At 42.4% G+C, this 18580-nt stretch carries 18 protein-coding genes; 5 read left to right on the top strand and 13 right to left on the bottom strand.

Annotated features, from left to right (window positions below; genetic code table 11):
* Nucleotides 1-48 precede the first annotated feature (48 nt).
* Together atpB and AB4405_RS13490 are read right to left on the bottom strand one after the other, a co-directional pair.
* Complete coding sequence (gene atpB / locus AB4405_RS13495; RefSeq protein WP_372061288.1) at nucleotides 49-819, bottom strand: F0F1 ATP synthase subunit A; 771 nt, start codon at nucleotides 817-819, stop codon at nucleotides 49-51.
* The gene (locus AB4405_RS13490; RefSeq protein ID WP_241903185.1) at nucleotides 819-1184 is read right to left on the bottom strand and encodes an ATP synthase subunit I; all 366 of its coding nucleotides are present in this window, start codon (nucleotides 1182-1184) and stop codon (nucleotides 819-821) included. Before AB4405_RS13490 ends, atpB begins: the two co-directional genes overlap by 1 nt.
* A gap of 684 nt (nucleotides 1185-1868) precedes the next feature.
* Here AB4405_RS13490 and AB4405_RS13485 point away from each other — a divergent pair.
* Together AB4405_RS13485 and AB4405_RS13480 are read left to right on the top strand one after the other, a co-directional pair.
* Nucleotides 1869-3248 carry a sensor histidine kinase gene (locus AB4405_RS13485; protein WP_372061287.1) on the top strand — a complete coding sequence of 460 codons (1380 nt, stop codon included), beginning with the start codon at nucleotides 1869-1871 and terminating at the stop codon, nucleotides 3246-3248.
* Nucleotides 3245-3877 (top strand): response regulator, encoded by a 633-nt coding sequence (locus AB4405_RS13480; RefSeq protein ID WP_102470136.1) that lies wholly within the window; start codon nucleotides 3245-3247, stop codon nucleotides 3875-3877. The genes AB4405_RS13485 and AB4405_RS13480 overlap by 4 nt, the downstream gene beginning before the upstream one ends.
* Before the next feature lie 144 nt (nucleotides 3878-4021).
* Here AB4405_RS13480 and AB4405_RS13475 read toward each other — a convergent pair whose 3' ends face one another.
* From AB4405_RS13475 to AB4405_RS13460, 4 genes are all read right to left on the bottom strand, one after another.
* Nucleotides 4022-4528 carry a GNAT family N-acetyltransferase gene (locus AB4405_RS13475; RefSeq protein ID WP_372061285.1) on the bottom strand — a complete coding sequence of 169 codons (507 nt, stop codon included), beginning with the start codon at nucleotides 4526-4528 and terminating at the stop codon, nucleotides 4022-4024.
* Between the two features lie 115 nt (nucleotides 4529-4643).
* A complete protein-coding gene (gene rsgA / locus AB4405_RS13470) occupies nucleotides 4644-5675 on the bottom strand; it encodes a ribosome small subunit-dependent GTPase A (protein WP_372061283.1) in 1032 nt (343 codons plus the stop codon).
* Complete coding sequence (locus AB4405_RS13465) at nucleotides 5662-6072, bottom strand: RNHCP domain-containing protein (RefSeq protein WP_372061281.1); 411 nt, start codon at nucleotides 6070-6072, stop codon at nucleotides 5662-5664. Before AB4405_RS13465 ends, rsgA begins: the two co-directional genes overlap by 14 nt.
* Nucleotides 6073-6207: 135 nt before the next feature.
* A complete protein-coding gene (locus AB4405_RS13460) occupies nucleotides 6208-6747 on the bottom strand; it encodes a TetR/AcrR family transcriptional regulator (protein ID WP_372061280.1) in 540 nt (179 codons plus the stop codon).
* 196 nt (nucleotides 6748-6943) lie between these two features.
* Here AB4405_RS13460 and AB4405_RS13455 point away from each other — a divergent pair, with 196 nt between their 5' ends.
* Nucleotides 6944-7507, top strand: coding sequence for a cytochrome b (locus AB4405_RS13455; RefSeq protein ID WP_372061279.1), 564 nt, complete (start codon nucleotides 6944-6946; stop codon nucleotides 7505-7507).
* A gap of 196 nt (nucleotides 7508-7703) precedes the next feature.
* Here AB4405_RS13455 and AB4405_RS13450 read toward each other — a convergent pair whose 3' ends face one another.
* Nucleotides 7704-9272, bottom strand: coding sequence for a BCCT family transporter (locus AB4405_RS13450; RefSeq protein ID WP_372061322.1), 1569 nt, complete (start codon nucleotides 9270-9272; stop codon nucleotides 7704-7706).
* A 395-nt stretch (nucleotides 9273-9667) separates the two neighbouring features.
* Nucleotides 9668-10609 carry a ParB/Srx family N-terminal domain-containing protein gene (locus tag AB4405_RS13445; RefSeq protein ID WP_372061278.1) on the bottom strand — a complete coding sequence of 314 codons (942 nt, stop codon included), beginning with the start codon at nucleotides 10607-10609 and terminating at the stop codon, nucleotides 9668-9670.
* A gap of 211 nt (nucleotides 10610-10820) precedes the next feature.
* On the opposite strand from AB4405_RS13445, the gene AB4405_RS13440 reads away from it, so the two are divergent.
* Together AB4405_RS13440 and AB4405_RS13435 are read left to right on the top strand one after the other, a co-directional pair.
* Nucleotides 10821-11429 carry a hypothetical protein gene (locus tag AB4405_RS13440; RefSeq protein WP_372061277.1) on the top strand — a complete coding sequence of 203 codons (609 nt, stop codon included), beginning with the start codon at nucleotides 10821-10823 and terminating at the stop codon, nucleotides 11427-11429.
* Between the two features lie 128 nt (nucleotides 11430-11557).
* Nucleotides 11558-12700 carry an iron-containing alcohol dehydrogenase gene (locus AB4405_RS13435; protein ID WP_372061275.1) on the top strand — a complete coding sequence of 381 codons (1143 nt, stop codon included), beginning with the start codon at nucleotides 11558-11560 and terminating at the stop codon, nucleotides 12698-12700.
* A 222-nt stretch (nucleotides 12701-12922) separates the two neighbouring features.
* Here the strand turns inward: AB4405_RS13435 and AB4405_RS13430 are convergent, their stop codons facing one another.
* The 5 genes from AB4405_RS13430 to rbsA all read right to left on the bottom strand — a co-directional run bounded on the left by AB4405_RS13430 (nucleotide 12923) and on the right by rbsA (nucleotide 18559).
* Nucleotides 12923-13924 carry a substrate-binding domain-containing protein gene (locus tag AB4405_RS13430; protein WP_372061273.1) on the bottom strand — a complete coding sequence of 334 codons (1002 nt, stop codon included), beginning with the start codon at nucleotides 13922-13924 and terminating at the stop codon, nucleotides 12923-12925.
* Nucleotides 13925-13942: 18 nt separating this feature from the next.
* Nucleotides 13943-14863: a ribokinase gene (gene rbsK, locus AB4405_RS13425; RefSeq protein ID WP_372061272.1), complete on the bottom strand. Its 921-nt coding sequence runs from the start codon at nucleotides 14861-14863 to the stop codon at nucleotides 13943-13945.
* A 197-nt stretch (nucleotides 14864-15060) separates the two neighbouring features.
* Complete coding sequence (rbsB, locus tag AB4405_RS13420) at nucleotides 15061-15939, bottom strand: ribose ABC transporter substrate-binding protein RbsB (RefSeq protein ID WP_372061270.1); 879 nt, start codon at nucleotides 15937-15939, stop codon at nucleotides 15061-15063.
* Between the two features lie 137 nt (nucleotides 15940-16076).
* The gene (gene rbsC / locus AB4405_RS13415; RefSeq protein WP_102470297.1) at nucleotides 16077-17057 is read right to left on the bottom strand and encodes a ribose ABC transporter permease; all 981 of its coding nucleotides are present in this window, start codon (nucleotides 17055-17057) and stop codon (nucleotides 16077-16079) included.
* Nucleotides 17054-18559 (bottom strand): ribose ABC transporter ATP-binding protein RbsA, encoded by a 1506-nt coding sequence (gene rbsA / locus AB4405_RS13410; RefSeq protein ID WP_372061269.1) that lies wholly within the window; start codon nucleotides 18557-18559, stop codon nucleotides 17054-17056. The genes rbsC and rbsA overlap by 4 nt, the downstream gene beginning before the upstream one ends.
* Between the last annotated feature and the right edge of the window lie 21 nt (nucleotides 18560-18580).

The raw sequence follows: 18580 nt of genomic DNA, 5'->3' as shown, positions 1-18580 counted from the left end.
AATAAAAATAACAAATAAGTGGTAATTAAATACCAATAAATTTAAAAATTAATGATGTTCTTCGACCGCCATACCCATATAGACGATGGTGAGAACCATGAAAACAAACGCTTGTAATACAACTACCAATATGTGGAATAGAGCCCAAGGAACACTCAGTGCCCATTGCATCCACCAAGGCATCAATGCAATAAGTAGAAATATCATCTCACCTGCATACATATTCCCAAACAATCTTAACCCTAAGGAAATTGGCTTAGATATCAAGGTTATTAACTCAAGTAATAAGTTAACCGGATATAATAATGGATGAGAAAATGGTTGCGTTGTTAATTCTTTAAAGAATCCTATTACCCCTTTGTATTTGAATGAATACCCTAATACTAAGATAAAAACACCCAATGCCATGGACATAGCAACATTCACATCTGCAGAAGGCAGATCTCTAAAGTGAGACACACCGATTGCTCGAGTAAAGGCCGGAATAAAATCAATAGGTATAAGGTCGATGGCATTCATTAAAAATACCCAAACAAATATCGTTAAAGCCAGAGGACCAATGATTTTATCTTGAGCTTGGAAGATTTCTTTTACAAGACCTTCAACAAACTCAAACACCAATTCTACCAAACACTGGAATCGACCGGGTACTCCACTCGTTCCTTTAGAAACGGCATAGCGAAAGCCGATTATAAAGGTCAATCCCAGCAACCATACCATAATCATAGAGTCTAGATTGATTGCACTCCATCCCTCACCTACTGTCAAAAAGGTTAAGTGATGTTCGATATAATCATGTGTAGATTGAACATGTTCCATTAAAAGTTCTCCTGCTTATCTTTGAATAGAGGACTGATAAAGAACCCTAACACTGTAATGCAATAAGCAGCTAACACGGTCACATTTCTCAATGCCATGAATCGAAACGTCAAAATAAACATGACTATTGTATATATGATTTTAATATTTCGACTCAATTGCATTAAGTCATTCAGACTTTGTTTTGGTCTATATTTAGCTTTAAATGAAGCGAAAATCATACCAATTAATGAAGGTACTATCGCGATAACCATACCGGTTAACGCTGACTCCAGGTTTACTTTGTCTTTAAAGAAAACCTCATAGAGTAAAAATATCGACCCTATTATTAACTGACTATATAATATCCTCTTCCCAGCTAACATTATGTCATCGCCAGTCATATTAGCTTGCATAGTTAACCCTTAATATTTTTTAACATGATAAATAAAATTAACAATAAATCTTACTAATTGATAATTTTATTCCCAAACATTGAAAAACATAATCACCTTGTGTTTCCAATGAGAGGAAATATACACACAACTTCAAATCAATAAAATTAAAAACATGCGAAACTTATAATTCCATTTTTGAAGGTTACTATTTATTGTATTTAAATAGGGAAAGGTTTAAATTTATCACGTAAGCAAAATCCTTACAGACAAAGCAAAACCACAAGGATGTGCCTCCATTAAAAATGGCGTTACAAAAAGTAGTTAAATATAATTAGTGTAATATGATAATTTAAATTCACCTTTACAGCATTTAGGTTAAATTTAATTCTCACCCTTTTATTATCTGTTTATGTACGCGGGTAATAAAAGGGTGATTATCATTTATTTTTGATTACCAATTTTAACGATTAACTCTCTAAAAAATCATTTCACAACGAACTACTCTTAACTCAAAAACCACGATCAATCCCTAAGCGCATGTTTAAATAGAGTATTTTAAAATCCCCTTCTAATTTCATTAAAAACCAAAAATAGAAAGTAAGTTATCAGTGATCAAGATCACATCAATGGGTGCTATAACAGCACCATCACTTTTTATAAAAAATGTCATCAATGAACACTCTCTTCGTATTTAAAATTTATCTCGTTTACGGACTAGCGTTCATCACTCTGTATTTTTCTATTCTATTTAGAGATACATCCAAAAGCACAATTCGGATCGCAAGGGTATTACCTTACCTTGGCGCCGCCGGTTTGATACTGGGTTTTCATGAGTGGTCAGAACTCTACCTTGTCATCTACCAGCAAGAATCAATCATCACAGGTCCTTTAAAGTTATTATTAATAGGCAAACTCCTGATCGCTCTCTTACCTCTTAATCTGTTTGCCTGGAAAATGCTAGATATTATTGACTGCCCCTATGCGCGAGCGATTCGTCAAGGTTGGGGCGTGATCGTTGTCATTTACTTTGTGAATTTTATTTATCAGTACGTAAACTACGAACCCGTCGCTTATTATGATGACCTCCTACACTTTACCCGTATCGTGTTTGGATTTGTTGCTAGCACTGTTGCGGGTAGCGCCTTAATCCAATATTCACGCATTATGCTTCAGAAGCAAATACCCAAGCACGGCTATTTCTTCTTATCCGGCATCGCTTTCTTTATCTATGGCATCGGAAGTGGACTCATGTCTGAACACGTTGGGCATTGGGTGTTGATATTTCGTTGTGTTGGCGCTGTCGCACTCCTTGCAACCTTATGGCAAGCACTTAAAGTATTTGATATTGAGAGAAAGCAACAGATCGAAGAGGCCCTATCGCTGTCTCTTCAAAACCAAAAGCTTAAAGAGTTAGGTGAGTTATCGTCCGCCGTTGCTCACGAGATTAAGACCCCAATCAGCAGCGCACTAATGAGTTGTGACTTGCTAGAGCAGAATTTACACGATAGTGAAACGACCAAGCGAAATGTGAGCCGTATCCGTCGTGGCCTTGAACGCGCAGCCCATATCAGCCAAGAGGTATTGCGATATTCTCATCAACGACCAATCGCACATGAGAAAATCGCGGTTGAAGAAGTGATTCTATCCGCAGTTGACCTTCTTCAATATCGACTTACCAGCTACGAACTCAACCTTGATACTTCTAAAAACATTTTTGTATCTGGTGACAAAGCATTACTTGAAGAAGCGTTGGTTAATCTTATCTCTAACGCAATTGACGCCAGTTCGCAAAATAAAAGGTTGGCTGTTTACGCCATCCAACACAAAGACAAGGTGATCATTAAGGTTCGTGATTGGGGAACCGGCATGACACCAGCAACACTCAGTAAAGCAACCCAACCTTTTTACACGACCAAACCTATTGGTCAAGGTACCGGTATGGGACTCGCTTTAGTTAAACAAGCCGCAACACAACACAACGGGTCAATTCAGTTTTCCAATGCTTGCCCTGGATTACTCGTTGAATTAACACTACCAGGAGCCCAAAGATGAAACTACGATTACTGTTAGCCGAAGATGATAAAGACCTACGAGAAGTACTTGAAGAAGCATTGATGGCCGAAGGGTTTGACGTTAAATCTTGTGAAAGCGCAGAAGATGCTTTGGACTTGGCTAAAGAACAGCCTTTTGATTTAGCCTTATTCGACGTTGTCATGAGCGGTATGACCGGCATCGATGCGTTAATTACACTACGACGCTTTCAACCTAATATCGGTGTGATCATAACCACCGCTTTTGCAACCGTGGATATCGCCGTAGACGCAATGAAGAAAGGCGCGGATGAGTTTCTGACAAAACCTTTTAATTTGTCAGCATTGTCGGTGACCTTAAAACGAGTGCATGCCGTACGCTCACCAAAAGAGACTTACGATGTTGAGTCTCGTGACCAAGTATTTAGCGCCCTTTCCAACCCTATTCGTCGAGCGGTGGTTCGTCAGCTCAAAATTCACCACAAGATAAAGTTCATGGACCTATGCAGAATTGTAGGTATTGAAGATCACACCAAATTCAACTTTCACCTCAGACAACTACTTAACTGCGGCTTAGTCACCAAGAGCGATAACCGTGTCTACACGTTAACGAGCCTAGGCCAGCAAGTGTACACCAGTATGCTTCAGTAGTGATATTGTCGATGTTTTCATTTTACGCTGTGCACTCAATGCCACCATAATTCAACTCTCTTCGCAAAGTGAATAACCTTCGCAAATGAAATTATGGTGGCGATTGGATCTTTAATAAGAAGGGTGCTCATGCACCCTTCTTATTTATACTTGTTCACTCGGGTGGCCCCACATGCGTGGTTCTGCATAAGGCCCGCTCAATTTCGACTTCGACTCTCCAATGCCATCTAAAGCGCCGGGCGTCAACTCACGGGCAAACCAACAATCTAAAGGGGCCAGCGTTTTTACTGGCGGTAGAACTTTATGCGATGTGTTGTACCGATTACCATAGTGACACGGGTCACCCAGGACAAAAATAACATCTGCGTTTAGTTGTTTCTCTGCTTCTTCCATAAGACGTGTCGCGTAACCTTTACCTTGGTACTCAGGCAGCACGGCTAAAGGTGCTAGAACAAAACACTTCAGATGTGGTGCAGCCTCCACCGTAATTGGGGTATAACATGCATGTGCTACACCTTCATATACGATAGAAAAACTACCATCTTCGATTAATTCATTGGCAAAGTTAGCATAAAGTTCTGCGTGGCGTTCGTCGTAAAGACCACCAGCTTTAGCAAAAGACTCGTACTGTATTTCGTAAGGTGTTTTCATATGTATAACTCCTGATAATGTTGATAAAACTTATTGGAACGGACGCATGCATCATCAGCGTTCTACGACGTGACAATTATAGACGAGTCCGCATAAAAGCCGCTAAACCCTCCCGTTACCTAGCCTGTCTTACTAGGTTCTTTCGGCTTAATGTTGTTTTCACTAGCTTCCCAAACTCTTTGTCATATAGCCGTTCTATATGACCTTTTTTTTCATTTCTCTTTCTGTCTAAATACGCGAGTTCTTGTTGTAGATGTAAGTAGCTATTATAACGCTCAGGAGTAATGTTGCCGGTTTCTAAACCATGCTGGACAGCGCATCCATGTTCACCCTGATGTTGACAATCTCTATATTTGCATTCATTAGAAACATGTAATATCTCATCAAAAACCTTGTCTACGTCTTGGTTTTTTGCCCAAGCTTGAACTTCTTTAATGCCCGAAGTGTCAACAATGAAACCACCATTTTTCATTTCAAATAAGTACGAACCAGAAGTGGTGTGTCGCCCCCTCATGTCTTTTACTCTGAGCTCATTTGTTGCCTGGACTTCATATTGCAAAAGTTCATTGGTCAGAGTGGATTTACCCACTCCCGATGGGCCAATAAACACCCCAACTTTACCGGCGTTTACATAAGAAAGAAGTTCGTCAATGCCAGTTCCATCGAGCGCACTGCAGTTTATAGTATTGACTCCAAGTGCAACCGTTTCTGCCTGCATTTTAATTAATTCCGCCCTCTCATTAAGATCAGATTTATTCAAAAGGACGAGTGGGGTCGCTCCGCTGCTCCATGCAATCGTAAGTAAGCGTTCTAATAAACGGTCAGAATAATGTCGCCCTCCATCAACACCCAAAACAATAATCACATAGTCCACGTTTGCAGCAATAACTTGTTGTTCCGTTGCGCCCCCGGAAGCGTGCCGACTCACTACACTTTTTCTTGATAAAACACGTTCAATGAGAATAATGTGGCCATCATCGATTACTTCAACCCAGTCTCCGACACAAGGTAACTCATCTTTACTTTTGATTGAGTAGAGATAACAGCCTTTCAATCGTGCAACCCTGACACCACGCTTGGTTTGAACTTTGTAGGTGTTGATATGCCTTTCAACGACGCGATACCTTAATTTACTATGCGGATACATCTTCACCACCACTACTAATACTGATTTTCTTCAAATTTGATAACACAGATTTCGAAGGAAATGGCAGCGATATCAGAGGCTCTACAGCCATCGTTACAAGCATCAACTCATTATCATCTGCCGCGATTCTGTTCATTCTCATCGTATTGCACTTCGAACATTTGTGGATCAGTGACCACTCTCTATCTTTTTGCACAAAGATGCTGATAGGCTCCATTATTCCTCGACAACTCGATCTTCTATCCCCCGCTTTAATATCCATGTGCACGCTGCATAAACAATGAGGACAATGATTTCTATGTTGGCCGCCAAATTGAATTGGGGCAACACCATTGCTGCAAGAAGCGCAAATAAATGATTCCTGAGGGTTTTCTCGCAAGATTTTGTTTCTAGTCATAATGTTGTGCCTTTATTAAGTCATTATATTCTGGCTTACTGCTCCAATAATTTTTAAGTCAAGAACCGACTGACCGTGCAGTCAGTTCTTGACTTAAAAAAATCACGCATTTTTTCATGCGTGACTTGGGGGTAGTTAAACGTATTTCTTTATGAATTCATCTTTGATTAACTCGATCGGAAAGTCATCATTCAACAGGTAATTAAGTGCAATCCCATCTACCTCAGCAACAAGCATACGGCTAATCAGCGCTGGATTTTCATGGGATGCATATTCAAATACTGCTTCAGTCGCGGCACGCAAACCATTCATTCGTTCATCAATTAGATCTATAAGTAGAGCTCTAGTCGTGGGCTGAACCATAACATTAAAATTAAATTGGTAAATGATCCGATGCTCTGGAACCACCATAGCTTTAAAAATAGCGTCAATATAAGCAACTAACTTATCTCTAGGATTAGAAATATTTTGGTAGCGGGTGTCTGTTTCACCAATGAGTAACGTTATATTTTTAAATACCTGTCTTAACAACTCATTTTTATTTTTAAAGTGATGAAAAACAAGACCTTTGGAAACTCCTGCGCTATCGCATATCATTGATACCGGTGTTTTTTCAAATCCAATCTCAGCAAATAACTGAGTAGCAACAGCAATAATCTGTTCACGTTTATCCATGTTTTACTCTCAAACCTACAGACTGACCAGCCGGTCAACAAGTGCGATAGTAAATGAATAAAGAATGACTGTCTAGTGTTTTATGGCGACTATTTGACCATAAGATCGCGTCATCTTCCATTCTTGTTATCCCTTATTTAATAACCTATTGTTAATATTGATAGAATAATTTTTCTACAATATTTAGGTAACTCAAATGAAAAAGGACACAGCAAGCCAATTCGCTCCGATGACCCTGCTACTACACTGGTTAGTGGGCTTAACAATGATAGGGCTACTTGCTATTGGTGTTTATATGGTTGAAAACAAAGCTTTTGCTTTGTTCCCATGGCACAAATCATTTGGATTATTGATCTTTGGGTTTGTACTTCTCCGAGTAGTTTGGCGCATGAAAAACGGCTGGCCAACACCTGTCGGACACTACAGTAAAATTGAGCATATCTTAGCCCATGCGGTACATTGGATTTTAATTTTGGGTACGCTTATCATGCCTATATCTGGCTTTCTCAACTCAGCATTAGGTGGCTTTGGCGTCGAATTTTTTGGGTTAGAATTAATACCTAAAAATATCGATCCAGATAACCCTAAGAAAGTCCTTCCGCTAAACGAAGGGTTATATTCTATTGCTCATGGTGCACACTATTGGGTTGGGTACGCCTTAATTGGTGCGATCATATTACATGTGGTTGGCGCGGTTAAACACCATGTCGTAGATAAAGATGGGACATTACGGCGAATGCTTGGCGCTAAACTGTCTTAATCGTTCTCTAAATAGGTAACAGTACGGCTACTCGCTACAAATAAAACGACAAAATTTAGACAAAAAGAAGGGGCCAAATGGCCCCTTCTTTTTGTCGCTAGCACACACTCTCAAGCGGAGCTAACCAAGCTCAGCATCACTTAATCATGTGATTGATTAAGTGATTTAGCTCGAGCCCTAACAATGAACGTTCAAGTTATTTATACGCTGAAAGCTCCGTTCTTAACCCTTTTATCAAGCTCACACACATTAGTAACAGGACAAACGTAAATGGCAATGCCGTTGTCACCACACCTGATTGCAATGCTTGCAGAGCTTCTTTACCACCAATCCAAAGCATGACACCAGCAATGGCACCTTCAATACACGCCCAAAAGATTCGTTGTGGCACTGGAGCATCAATTTTGCCACCAGATGTAATACTGTCGATGACAAGCGAGCCGGAATCAGATGACGTAATAAAGAAAATCAAAATCAATACAATCGAAATGACAGACAATATCGCGCCGTATGGTAACGCGTCATATACATGGAACAGCGTCAAAGATATATCTGTTAACCCAGTTGCCCCGAGTTCACCCACATGATTCATCACTTGATCAATCGCGATGCCGCCAAAGACAGCCATCCAGATTAATGTCACTGTCGTCGGGATAAAGATAACCGCTAACAAAAACTCACGAACGGTACGTCCCTTTGAAACACGAGCGATAAACATGCCTACAAACGGAGACCATGAGATCCACCAAGCCCAATAGAATACTGTCCAACCGTGCATCCAGACAGTATCATCACGCCCGTGAGGGTTACTCAAAGCAATAATATTCTCAACATAACCTAGCGTTGTCGTCCATAACGATGCAATAGCAACATCAAAGCTAACCGCAATAACGAAAGCAAGTAACAGGAACGCAACGATCATATTGACGTTACTCAATACCTTCACGCCCCCGTCAATACCTCGAACCACTGACATAACAGCAATCATGGTGACAAAGGCAATCACACCAAGCTGCATACCGATTCCGCCATCAAGGCCGAATACATAGTTAATCCCACTTGTTGCTTGTTGTGCACCAAGGCCAAGCGATGTCGCCAAGCCAAAAAGGGTTGCCAGTACTGCCATAATATCGATGACATGCCCTAGCCAACCCCAAGCTCGGTCACCAAATATCGGATAAAACGCGGAGCGAATCGACAGCGGAAGACCTTTGTTGTAAGCAAAGAATGCTAACGACAATGCGACAATGGCATAGATAGCCCAACCATGAATCCCCCAATGGAAGAGCGTCGCGCCCATCGCCAGTGATTTCGCAGCCTCGGTATTAGGTTCGACATTTAATGGCGTTCCAAACCAATCCGTAAAGTAGGCTGTCGGTTCGGCGACACCCCAAAAGAGCAGTCCAATACCCATACCTGCGGCGAACAGCATCGCCAACCAAGATATCGTAGAGTGATCGGTCGTTGCCGTTTTACCACCAATGCGGATTTTACCAAACGGCGAAAGTAACAACACAATCGCGAATAAGACAAAAAAGTTTGCCGACCACATAAAGAAGGCGTCAAATTTATTGAGAATACCGTTTTTAACAGCATCAAGCGTTTTCAGCGCCGTTGAAGGTTCAACGACCATGAGAGACAGTAAGCAGAGAATAACGAGGGCAGCGCTGGTGCCGAAGACGGGGTTGTGTATATCAAACCCCCATTTTTGAATGTTATCTTGACCAACCTGATAGTCAGTCGTTTCGATACTATATTTCTTTATTTCTTTATTTCTTTATCCATAAATACAACTAATACGTTTCCTACATGTTTTACTTAAATAGTAAAACAACAAAACCGCTCTCCTTTTTAGTTAGAGCACTAATGATTAATTTCGCAAAAATACTAACACATGTTGTAAAATGGTTCAAATTGGTTACTTTTTAGACGAAAATCCCACCAATACACCAAGCGTTAAGGACTAAATATTGTTACGTGTTCTAACTATCTCTTCACCACCTAATATAGCCTCTGAAAAGTAGGTGGATCTTATTAATATAATTAACAAATATCAGGAAAAAAAACACAATACGCTATCCTCCCCTTTAAAAAACAAATGAAAAGCACACGCTCCAAGCAATTGGAGGTGCGCATTCAAAATATTTCATTGATTAACGTTTAAAATGCGTTCTTATAGTTAAGCATGTAACTGACCTTCCCTTTTCCTGCTCTAAGGGTTTTATCCAGCGCTTTTTGACTAAAAGATGTAAATTGTCCCATTTGAGTCGGTGTCTTCCCTGAGCCACCGACATCGTCCGTACGAACGGCTAAGATAGCGTGACTGACTTGAGTAATAGCACGCGAATAACCCGATTTAGTCGTGAGGTCAAACTCACTGAGGTCAACGTTATTACGGATTTCTTTAGTCCAATAGAATTCCAGAAATGGCACCGGCAACTTAGGTTTATTCCAAGCGATATCTCGCGAGAAGTACATCAACGCTCGATATCGATCATTCTCAAAGTTATTCATTCCCAGTGATGACGGCAATTGCTGAGGCTCGATAGCATAGCCAGCGCTATCATTTAACCAAGTATTGCCATCTTTAACCATCTCATCCCAAAATGCACTCATGGAAGTTAGGCCTCGATAATCTTTATCAATCACCACATAAACCTTAAAGTTTTCGCCGCCTTCTGGCATGTCCCAAAGTACGTTAAATGTATGGTGCCCGTCCGTTAGGTAATAAGATCCGTTTGGTGCGATAGCAATGGTTTTCATGTCTTTCTTATGGGAGCCAATTTGGTCTCTACATTCAAAAGAGTTCGCGTCATTCACAGTAGAACGATCATCGTAGTTTTTGAGTCCGTCTTGTCCGTTGGTTTCGCAAATCTCATCAAATAGCTTTTTTTTGTCTTGGTCAAACCGACCAAGTTTATAAAACACCTGATCATAGCCAATAGCGGGTTGTGTCGGTAGAAGCTCACTCAACGAGACTTGGATGACATGGCCTTCCTGCAGCGCATTTTGCTGCCCGTCTTCAGATATTGTTTCAGCGTGGACGGCTGGGATAGCAAACAAAGCAAACGTCATCAGTGCACGCATAAAGTATATAGACATTACAATTTCCAATAACCACTATTTATCATTAACTTAATTCAATAACATGACAGAATAATTACCACGTCAGGCGACGGGTTAGATCATGATAATGTCCCCTTTTAACGGAATGACGTCACAAAAATATACCCTATTTATCTAAAACTGACGTTATCATTCAAATTTCGTCCTACACTTCTTCAATAACAATAACTTACCAAGGAATTCCACAATGAGAAAACAATCAGTTTTCGTGCTCACCCTTTTATCTACCTTTCTTTACGGCTGTGGTGCGAACACCACGCAAGGTGCAGCTGAAGGCGCGGCAGTAGGCGCGGTTTCAGCCGGCATGTTAGGGGCGCTGACCGATCTAATCGTTGACGGTGAAGTGGACACTTATCGATTAAGCCGCAACGTGACCGCGGGCGCACTCGCTGGCGGAACCGCTGGAGCTGTTGATGGTTATTCTAAGGACCAACAAGAAGAAGCAAAGCAAGCAGCACAAACCGTAAAACCAGCAAAACCAACACTCGATTTTGGGCCCGATGTCGATGCCTCAGTGAATGCTCTCGTGTCATGCCAATATGATGCTGCTTTTCGCTCTGCAATTGCGGCAGAAAAAGCGTCGCAACAATCCTATCAAGAAGCGGGAGTAGCGATGCAGGCACTGATTGATTATGACCGTAATAACGCTTCAGGCGTCGATGTCGCCGTCAATAAATTTGTTCAAATAAGCAGCTCCGTTGACAATGCTGGCGACGCGAAAACACAGTTGGCGTCATTGCATCAAGAGCTTCTTCAAGAACGTCAAATAGCGGGTAAACCAGCCAAATGTAACTAGCGCGTTTGAATCATATAATCAGGGTTACCCTTGAACCCTGATTAATCCCCCCCCATTATGTTAAGAGGTTAGACTATACACTCTACGGATACGCAATCAGCGACGTAGAAAATAAGGGACACTTCGCAATGAAATTTAGCTACTCAAACTCAACGGTAATTCACTTTGGCCAAGGTCAAATAAGTACAATTTCAAGCAGCATTCCAAAGCAAGCCAAAACACTTGTTGTCTATGGCGGCGGCTCCATTAAAACTAATGGTATTTATGATCAGGTTGTATCTGCCCTGAGCGAGCACAGCTGGATCGAATTTTCTGGCGTTGAAGCCAATCCAACAAAAGAAACTCTCGATAAAGCCATCGCATTAGCCAAGTCTGAGTCTATCGATTTTATTCTTGCCGTTGGCGGCGGTTCGGTGATTGACGGTTCTAAGTACATTGCTGCCGCGGCACTGCACGACGGCGACAGCTGGGATTTGGTGACGAGAAAATATACGGTCGAAACCGCTATTCCACTTGGCGCGATCCTAACGCTTCCTGCCACTGGTTCCGAATCAAATATGGGCGCGGTCGTGACTAAACGTGCCACCAATGAAAAATTGGGCTTCATGTCTCCCGCTGTCCGTCCTGTATTTGCGGTACTTGATCCCAATGCAATGAAGACACTTCCAGAAAGGCAGCTTATCAACGGGCTTGTTGATGCTTGGGTCCATGTCTGTGAACAGTACATCACTTTCCCGACAGGCAATATGGTGCAAGACGGCTACGCCGAAGTATTACTCAAAAACTTGCTCACACTTGGCAAGGAGTTTGGGCAACAAGATGATGCTTGGCGTGAGAATCTAATGTGGACTGCCAATCAGTCTCTTAATGGTCTTATCGGGGCGGGTATGCCTCAAGACTGGGCAACACATATGATTGGTCATGAATTGACCGCGCTTTGGCATGTCGACCACGCTCGTTCGTTGGCCATTGTTCAGCCATCTCTACTTCGTAACCAGATTGAAGCGAAACGCGGTAAACTTGAGCAGATGGGCCGTAATGTCTTCGGTCTTACCGATAAACCAACACTGGCTGAAGAAACGATCGATGCCATTGAAAGCTTCTATATCAGCTTGAATGTTGACACCGTATTATCTGAAGTCCCGGGAGACAAATCAGAGGCAATTGATCAGATCGTCGATAAGCTAAAACAAAATGGTTACCTTGCTCTAGGTGAACATCAAGCCATCACATTAGATGTCGCGCGTGAGATATTAGTTAAAGCACTCTAGTTCAATAACTGAGCAATCAGACCACTAGCGATGGATCAAAAAAGGGCCAGGTTTTTCTGGCCCTTTTTAATAGGAATACACCAAGAGACTCTTTCTACACAAAAAACAACGTAGTCGATTTAAATTGGTTTGCCAGTTTATTGTACTTAATTGGTTTATTGTACTTAATTGGTTTATTGCACTTATTAGGCTTATCGTACGTCGTCGCTTTAGTGCTCAATTTCAGAGCGCTCTAACGCTTTGTCTGACGACTAGCGTTGGTTCTAGTTGGATCAAACCGGCTTGTTGTACTCGTTTTTCTATCTTATCAAGTAAGGTTTCCACGGCAACTTTACCCAAGCGGTATTTAGGTTGATGAATTGTGGTCAAAGCTGGCGTCATAAATTTAGCAATGTGAATATCATCGTATCCAATAAGCGACAATTGCTCAGGGATCGATATATTTCGCTGATCAGCGACATTAATCACTCCCATCGCCATCATGTCATTACATACAAACAAAGAAGTGGGCAAGGGACCTCGCTCCATCAGGGTATTCAATGCCTGCGCCCCACCCTCACATTCAAAGTCAGCTTCAACAATCCAGTTCGGGTTCTCAACAATGTTCGCCTCTTCAATGGCTTTTTTATAACCTTCAAAACGCATTTGCGCTTGGTGGCGATCGAGTGGTCCAGTGATACAGCCAATCTCAGTATGACCAGAATCAATCAAATGCTTAGTGGCAAGGTAGCCCCCTAGAAAGGAGTTGTCTTGGATTTTATCACTTTCAAAATGAATCGGTCCCCAGTCCATGACAACCACTGGTGTCGAAGGGTACTTATCAAAGATATCAATCTTTTCCCCTTCCAAGGTCGAGCACATTAAGATCAATCCATCGACACGCTTTTGCATCAGCGTATCAATCGACGACAGCATTCTTTCCGTATCGCCTTCGGTATTACACAGAATGAGATTATAATTTTCATGGTAGCAGCTGCGCTCCACCCCTTTGACCACTTCCCCAAAAAATGGATTTGTCGAGGTGGTCACTAGCATGCCTATCGTTCTCGTTCGATTCATTTTCAAACTGCGAGCAAGCGCAGAGGGCGCATAATTAAGCTCTTTCGCTACTTGATTAACACGGTCTGAAATCTCTTCACTTACAAAGCGTGTTTTATTGATGACATGGCTCACCGTTGAGGTCGATACGCCTGCCTGTTTTGCAATATCCTTCATCGTAGCCATTACGTAATGCTCTCTGTCTTAACCTTGTTGCCGAATAAATGCATTGACATCATCCAATGTAGGGATTGACGTTTGTGCGCCAAATCGTGTAACAGATATTGCCGCGGCTGCGTGCGCAAACATAATCGCGTCTTCTATGCTCTCATTACGCAATAACGCAGTCACGAACGCCCCATTAAATGTGTCGCCCGCTGCCGTCGTATCTGTCACGTCGACGTTATAGCCTGGGATTCGTGTTCCACGCCCATTTTGACTGAGCCACACGCCTTGTGAACCAAGCGTGATCATGACGATCTCAATCCCTTTTTGATGCAAAACGTTTGCGGCTTGTTGTGCCGACTCATCATCCGATACGGTGATACCCGTCAGGACTTCCGCTTCTGTTTCGTTAGGCGTGATCACATCAACGCAGGACAATACTGAGTCCGGTAATTCACGCGCTGGTGCTGGATTAAGAATGACATTCGTTTTAGATTGTTTGGCAAGGGTAACCGCATATTCAATACCATCAAGAGGTGTTTCTAGCTGTGTCAATAAATAACTAGCGTGTTTAATTTGATTATTATGCTGTTCAACCCGTTCCTTAATCAACTTTGCATTCGCTTCCGCTGAAATACAAATACTGTTTTCACCACTGTCAGAGACTTGAATCATCGCGATACCCGTTGGTGTCCCAGCCACAATTTCTACGCCTTCGACATGAATCCCATCATCTTCAAACGAACGTCTAATATTGAGACCAAACGGATCATCCCCAACGCATGCGATAAACCCAATATCAGCGCCCAATCGAGCTGCAGCGACCGCTTGATTAGCTCCTTTGCCGCCGGGAATCACCTGATAACGACGGCCATGTAACGTTTCTCCAGGTCTTGGAAAAGAAGGCACCTGTAAAACGTGGTCAGCATTCACACTCCCCAATACGACGAGTTTATTCATATGATGTTCCTTGTAACCTAGGAATAAGAAAACTTTGGAATAACCATCCATTCCAAAATACTCTGACTTATTTATCCATTATGATTTATCTATTCATAACGATTTAGTATCGCGCCCCAATCCCATAAGAAAGGGGCCCTAAACATAACGGTTGGTAACTCATTAACGGTTCTAATCAGCCACCAGCTTTTCCCGTTTTATTCGTTGATAATTTTAAGGGGTACCGGGATATACGTTTCTACTGTTTCGCCTTTCAGTAGTTTCGCAGCCGTTTCTACCCCTAAAGCACCAATCATATCAGGTTGTTGCGCCACAGTAGCAGCAAGCTTGCCACGTTTAACCGCAGCAATACCGTCGTCCGTACCATCAAAACCAACAATCATGATGTCCTTACCAGAGGCTTGAACCGCACGTAGTGCTCCTAATGCCATTTCATCATTTTGAGCGAAAACCGCTTGTACATCAGGATTCGCTGCTAACAAGTTCTCCATAACGTTAAGACCTTTTGTACGGTCAAAATCAGCAGGTTGACTGGCTAATAATTCCATTTGTGAACCTTTAACGGCATTCATAAAGCCTTCGCCACGTTCACGTGCAGCCGATGTACCCGCAATGCCTTCCAATTGGATAACTTTTGCTTTTTCACCCACTTTTTCCATAATAAAATGGCCAGCCATTTCGCCACCAACAACGTTATCAGAAGCAATATGGCTTGCAACATCACCACGGCTTGCACCACGGTCTAGAGTCAGTACTGGGATGTTTGAGCGATTAGCCATCCGAATCGCGTTAGAAACAGCATCAGAATCCGTAGGATTAATCAAAATTGCTTTTACACCACGGACCGTCAAATCTTCCACATTGGAAAGCTCTTTACTCGGGTCATTTTGTGAGTCCAACACGATAAGGTTATAGCCAAGTTCTTTGGCTTTCGCTTCTGCCCCATCTTTCATCGTCACGAAGAATGGGTTATTCAATGTTGAAACCACAATTGCCATCGTATCTTGCGCCGTTGCGGTCGCAGACATAGAAGCTGATAGTGCAGCTGCTGAGATAAGCGTTGCCAGTTTTTTCATGGTCTATTCCTTTATATTATGTGTAGGGGGTATTTCTAATCAGTTTTTGCCTTTTTAGCAGAGGCGATGTTCTGTTTCTATTTTCTATTTCTTAACTTGAAGCCACGTATAAATGGCTTCAAGCTGGGGTACAAACTCTATTTGTTTTTATTATCGACCAATACCGCAAGGAGAATGACCACTGCCTTAGCAATCATTTGGTAATAAGATGAGACGTCCAGTAAGTTAAGTGCATTGTTCAGGAAACCAATAATTAACGCCCCAATCAACGTACCCATAATTCGGCCACGGCCACCCATCAGGCTTGTTCCGCCTAATACCACTGCAGCGATAGCATCCAATTCATAACCCATACCTGCAGTTGGTTGCGCCGAGGATAATCTTGACGTTACGATGATCCCAGCAAGCGCCGCCAATAAACCACAAATGGCGTAGACACCGATCTTCACTTTATCGACATCAATGCCCGATAGACGTGTTGCCGATTCGTTTCCGCCAAGTGCGTAAATATAACGACCAAAGCGAGTATGATTTAACAGGTACCACACGGAAGCAAACACCAATACCATTAACCAAACCGGAACAGGAATACCCAATGCGTAACCAGTCCCAAACCAAGCAAATGCGTCCGCCGTTTCAGTAAAACCCGTTGAGATAGGTCGGCCGTCGGTATAGACCATGGTGACACCGCGTAATAGCGTCATGGTCACTAACGTCGCGATAAACGCTTGAACCTTACCTTTGGCGATAATAATCCCGCTGATTGCCCCAAGTGCCGCGCCCGCCACGAGGGCCGTAGGCACAGCAACCATTACTGGGATTTCCATGCCAATCAAACTGGCCGCAAAAGCGCCACATAAAGCCAAAACCGAACCAACACTCAGGTCGATGCCAGCCGTTAAAATGACGAGCGTCATACCGACAGCGATAATCGCGTTGATCGATGTCTGGCGCAGAATATTAAGAATATTATCGACAGTAAAAAAGTTTGGGTTTAAAAATGACACCACAACAATCAAAAAGATTAATGCTATTAGAGACTTTTGTTCAATCAGCCATTCTTTATTGAAGAAGTTCGCTTTCTTCTCAGTTGCTACACTCATCGTTTTGTTACTCATGCTGTTGCCTCGCTTACTTTTTTACCTACAGCGCATGCCAGTAATTTTTCTTGGTCTGCTTCGTCTGCCATAAATTCACCACTCACCCGTCCTTCATGCATGACCATAATTCGATCACTCATTCCAAGGACTTCAGGCATCTCAGAGGACACCAAAATAATGCTCATGCCCTCAGCCTTAAATTTATTAATTAGCTGATAGATTTCTTTTTTGGCCCCAACATCCACCCCTCTGGTGGGTTCATCCAGAATTAATACCTTAGGTTTCGTCATTAAGCCCTTTGCTATCGCGACTTTTTGCTGGTTACCACCCGATAAGTTACCAATAATTTGATTGCGGCTTGGGGTTTTAATGTTGAAGAGCGTAATGAAATCTTCCACCGCGATGACCTCATCAGTGTGTTGAAGTTGCCACCCTTTAGATAATTGCTCTAGTGTGCACAAGGACATGTTGTCTTTTACCGACAATCCAAGTACTAAACCGTCACCCTTTCTATCTTCTGAGATATAAGCAATGCCATTGGCCAAGCCTTCTTGCGGACTAATCGGGTTGATTGATTTTCCGTAAAGTACTATATCTCCCGAGTCACGCTTTAAGGCACCGTATATCATTTTCATCAACTCGGTTCGTCCGGCTCCCATCAAGCCTGATACACCCAATATTTCGCCTTGATCAACGTGGAAGCTAACATCACGCACTCCGGTACCCGATACTCCTCTCACTTCCAGGCTTCGCTTGCCATGGGTTGCGTTAATACGTGGATATTGTTCATCGAGTTTTCGACCAACCATCATCTCAATTAACGCGTCTTCATTTGTTTCTGCCACGACGGTTTGACCGATAAATTTGCCATCTCTTAGTACCGTAATATCGTCGCAGATCTCGAAAATTTCTTTTAGTCGATGAGAAATGTAAACGATGCCGCAACCTTGCGCGCGCAACTCATTAATCACGTTAAATAATGACGCCGTTTCTGTATCAGTGAGCGCATCTGTTGGCTCATCCATGATGATAACTTTGGATTCAAATGACAGTGCTTTCGCAATTTCAACCATTTGTTGCTCACCAAGACTAAGCTCGCCGAGCAGAGTCTTGGCACTATGTTTCACGTTAAGACGTGCCAGTAATTGATCAGCGTCGGCGTACATCTCGTGCCATTTGATGCGCCCAAACGCATTCGTTTTTTCCCTACCAAGGTAAATATTTTCCGCAATAGTAAGCTCCGGAATAAGATTTAACTCTTGGTGAATAATACTAATACCCGCCTGCTGTGACTCTCTTGGGCCTTCAAATGATGCTTCTGCTCCTTGGTAGTACAAGTCACCCGCATCTTTTGAATAAATGCCAGTCAGCACTTTCATCAAGGTCGATTTACCAGCGCCATTTTCACCAAGAAGCGCCATCACTTTTCCTGGGTAAACGTTAAGGCTCGCTTTATCAAGCGCTTTAACGCCAGGAAAGGCTTTTTCAATTTCACTCAGCTGTAGTATGGGTTTCAACATAGGACAGTCCTGCTCACGCAT

This window comes from Vibrio sp. 10N.261.51.F12 (genome assembly GCF_041471725.1).
Taxonomy (GTDB): domain Bacteria; phylum Pseudomonadota; class Gammaproteobacteria; order Enterobacterales; family Vibrionaceae; genus Vibrio.
The sequence above is the reverse complement of the archived record's forward strand: the minus strand, read 5'-3'. Positions and strand labels throughout refer to the sequence as shown.

Excerpts from the sequence above, each read along its gene's own strand:
- rbsB (WP_372061270.1), bottom strand. The coding sequence starts at position 15,939 with ATGAAAAAACTGGCAACGCTTATCTCAGCAGCTGCACTATCAGCTTCT.
- atpB (WP_372061288.1), bottom strand. The coding sequence starts at position 819 with ATGGAACATGTTCAATCTACACATGATTATATCGAACATCACTTAACC.
- AB4405_RS13490 (WP_241903185.1), bottom strand. The coding sequence starts at position 1,184 with ATGTTAGCTGGGAAGAGGATATTATATAGTCAGTTAATAATAGGGTCG.
- AB4405_RS13430 (WP_372061273.1), bottom strand. The coding sequence starts at position 13,924 with ATGGCTACGATGAAGGATATTGCAAAACAGGCAGGCGTATCGACCTCA.
- AB4405_RS13485 (WP_372061287.1), top strand. The coding sequence starts at position 1,869 with ATGAACACTCTCTTCGTATTTAAAATTTATCTCGTTTACGGACTAGCG.
- AB4405_RS13475 (WP_372061285.1), bottom strand. The coding sequence starts at position 4,528 with ATGAAAACACCTTACGAAATACAGTACGAGTCTTTTGCTAAAGCTGGT.
- AB4405_RS13465 (WP_372061281.1), bottom strand. The coding sequence starts at position 6,072 with ATGACTAGAAACAAAATCTTGCGAGAAAACCCTCAGGAATCATTTATT.
- AB4405_RS13440 (WP_372061277.1), top strand. The coding sequence starts at position 10,821 with ATGAGAAAACAATCAGTTTTCGTGCTCACCCTTTTATCTACCTTTCTT.
- AB4405_RS13460 (WP_372061280.1), bottom strand. The coding sequence starts at position 6,747 with ATGGATAAACGTGAACAGATTATTGCTGTTGCTACTCAGTTATTTGCT.
- rbsC (WP_102470297.1), bottom strand. The coding sequence starts at position 17,057 with ATGAGTAACAAAACGATGAGTGTAGCAACTGAGAAGAAAGCGAACTTC.
- AB4405_RS13445 (WP_372061278.1), bottom strand. The coding sequence starts at position 10,609 with ATGTCTATATACTTTATGCGTGCACTGATGACGTTTGCTTTGTTTGCT.
- AB4405_RS13455 (WP_372061279.1), top strand. The coding sequence starts at position 6,944 with ATGAAAAAGGACACAGCAAGCCAATTCGCTCCGATGACCCTGCTACTA.
- rbsK (WP_372061272.1), bottom strand. The coding sequence starts at position 14,863 with ATGAATAAACTCGTCGTATTGGGGAGTGTGAATGCTGACCACGTTTTA.
- rsgA (WP_372061283.1), bottom strand. The coding sequence starts at position 5,675 with ATGTATCCGCATAGTAAATTAAGGTATCGCGTCGTTGAAAGGCATATC.
- AB4405_RS13435 (WP_372061275.1), top strand. The coding sequence starts at position 11,558 with ATGAAATTTAGCTACTCAAACTCAACGGTAATTCACTTTGGCCAAGGT.
- AB4405_RS13480 (WP_102470136.1), top strand. The coding sequence starts at position 3,245 with ATGAAACTACGATTACTGTTAGCCGAAGATGATAAAGACCTACGAGAA.
- rbsA (WP_372061269.1), bottom strand. The coding sequence starts at position 18,559 with ATGTTGAAACCCATACTACAGCTGAGTGAAATTGAAAAAGCCTTTCCT.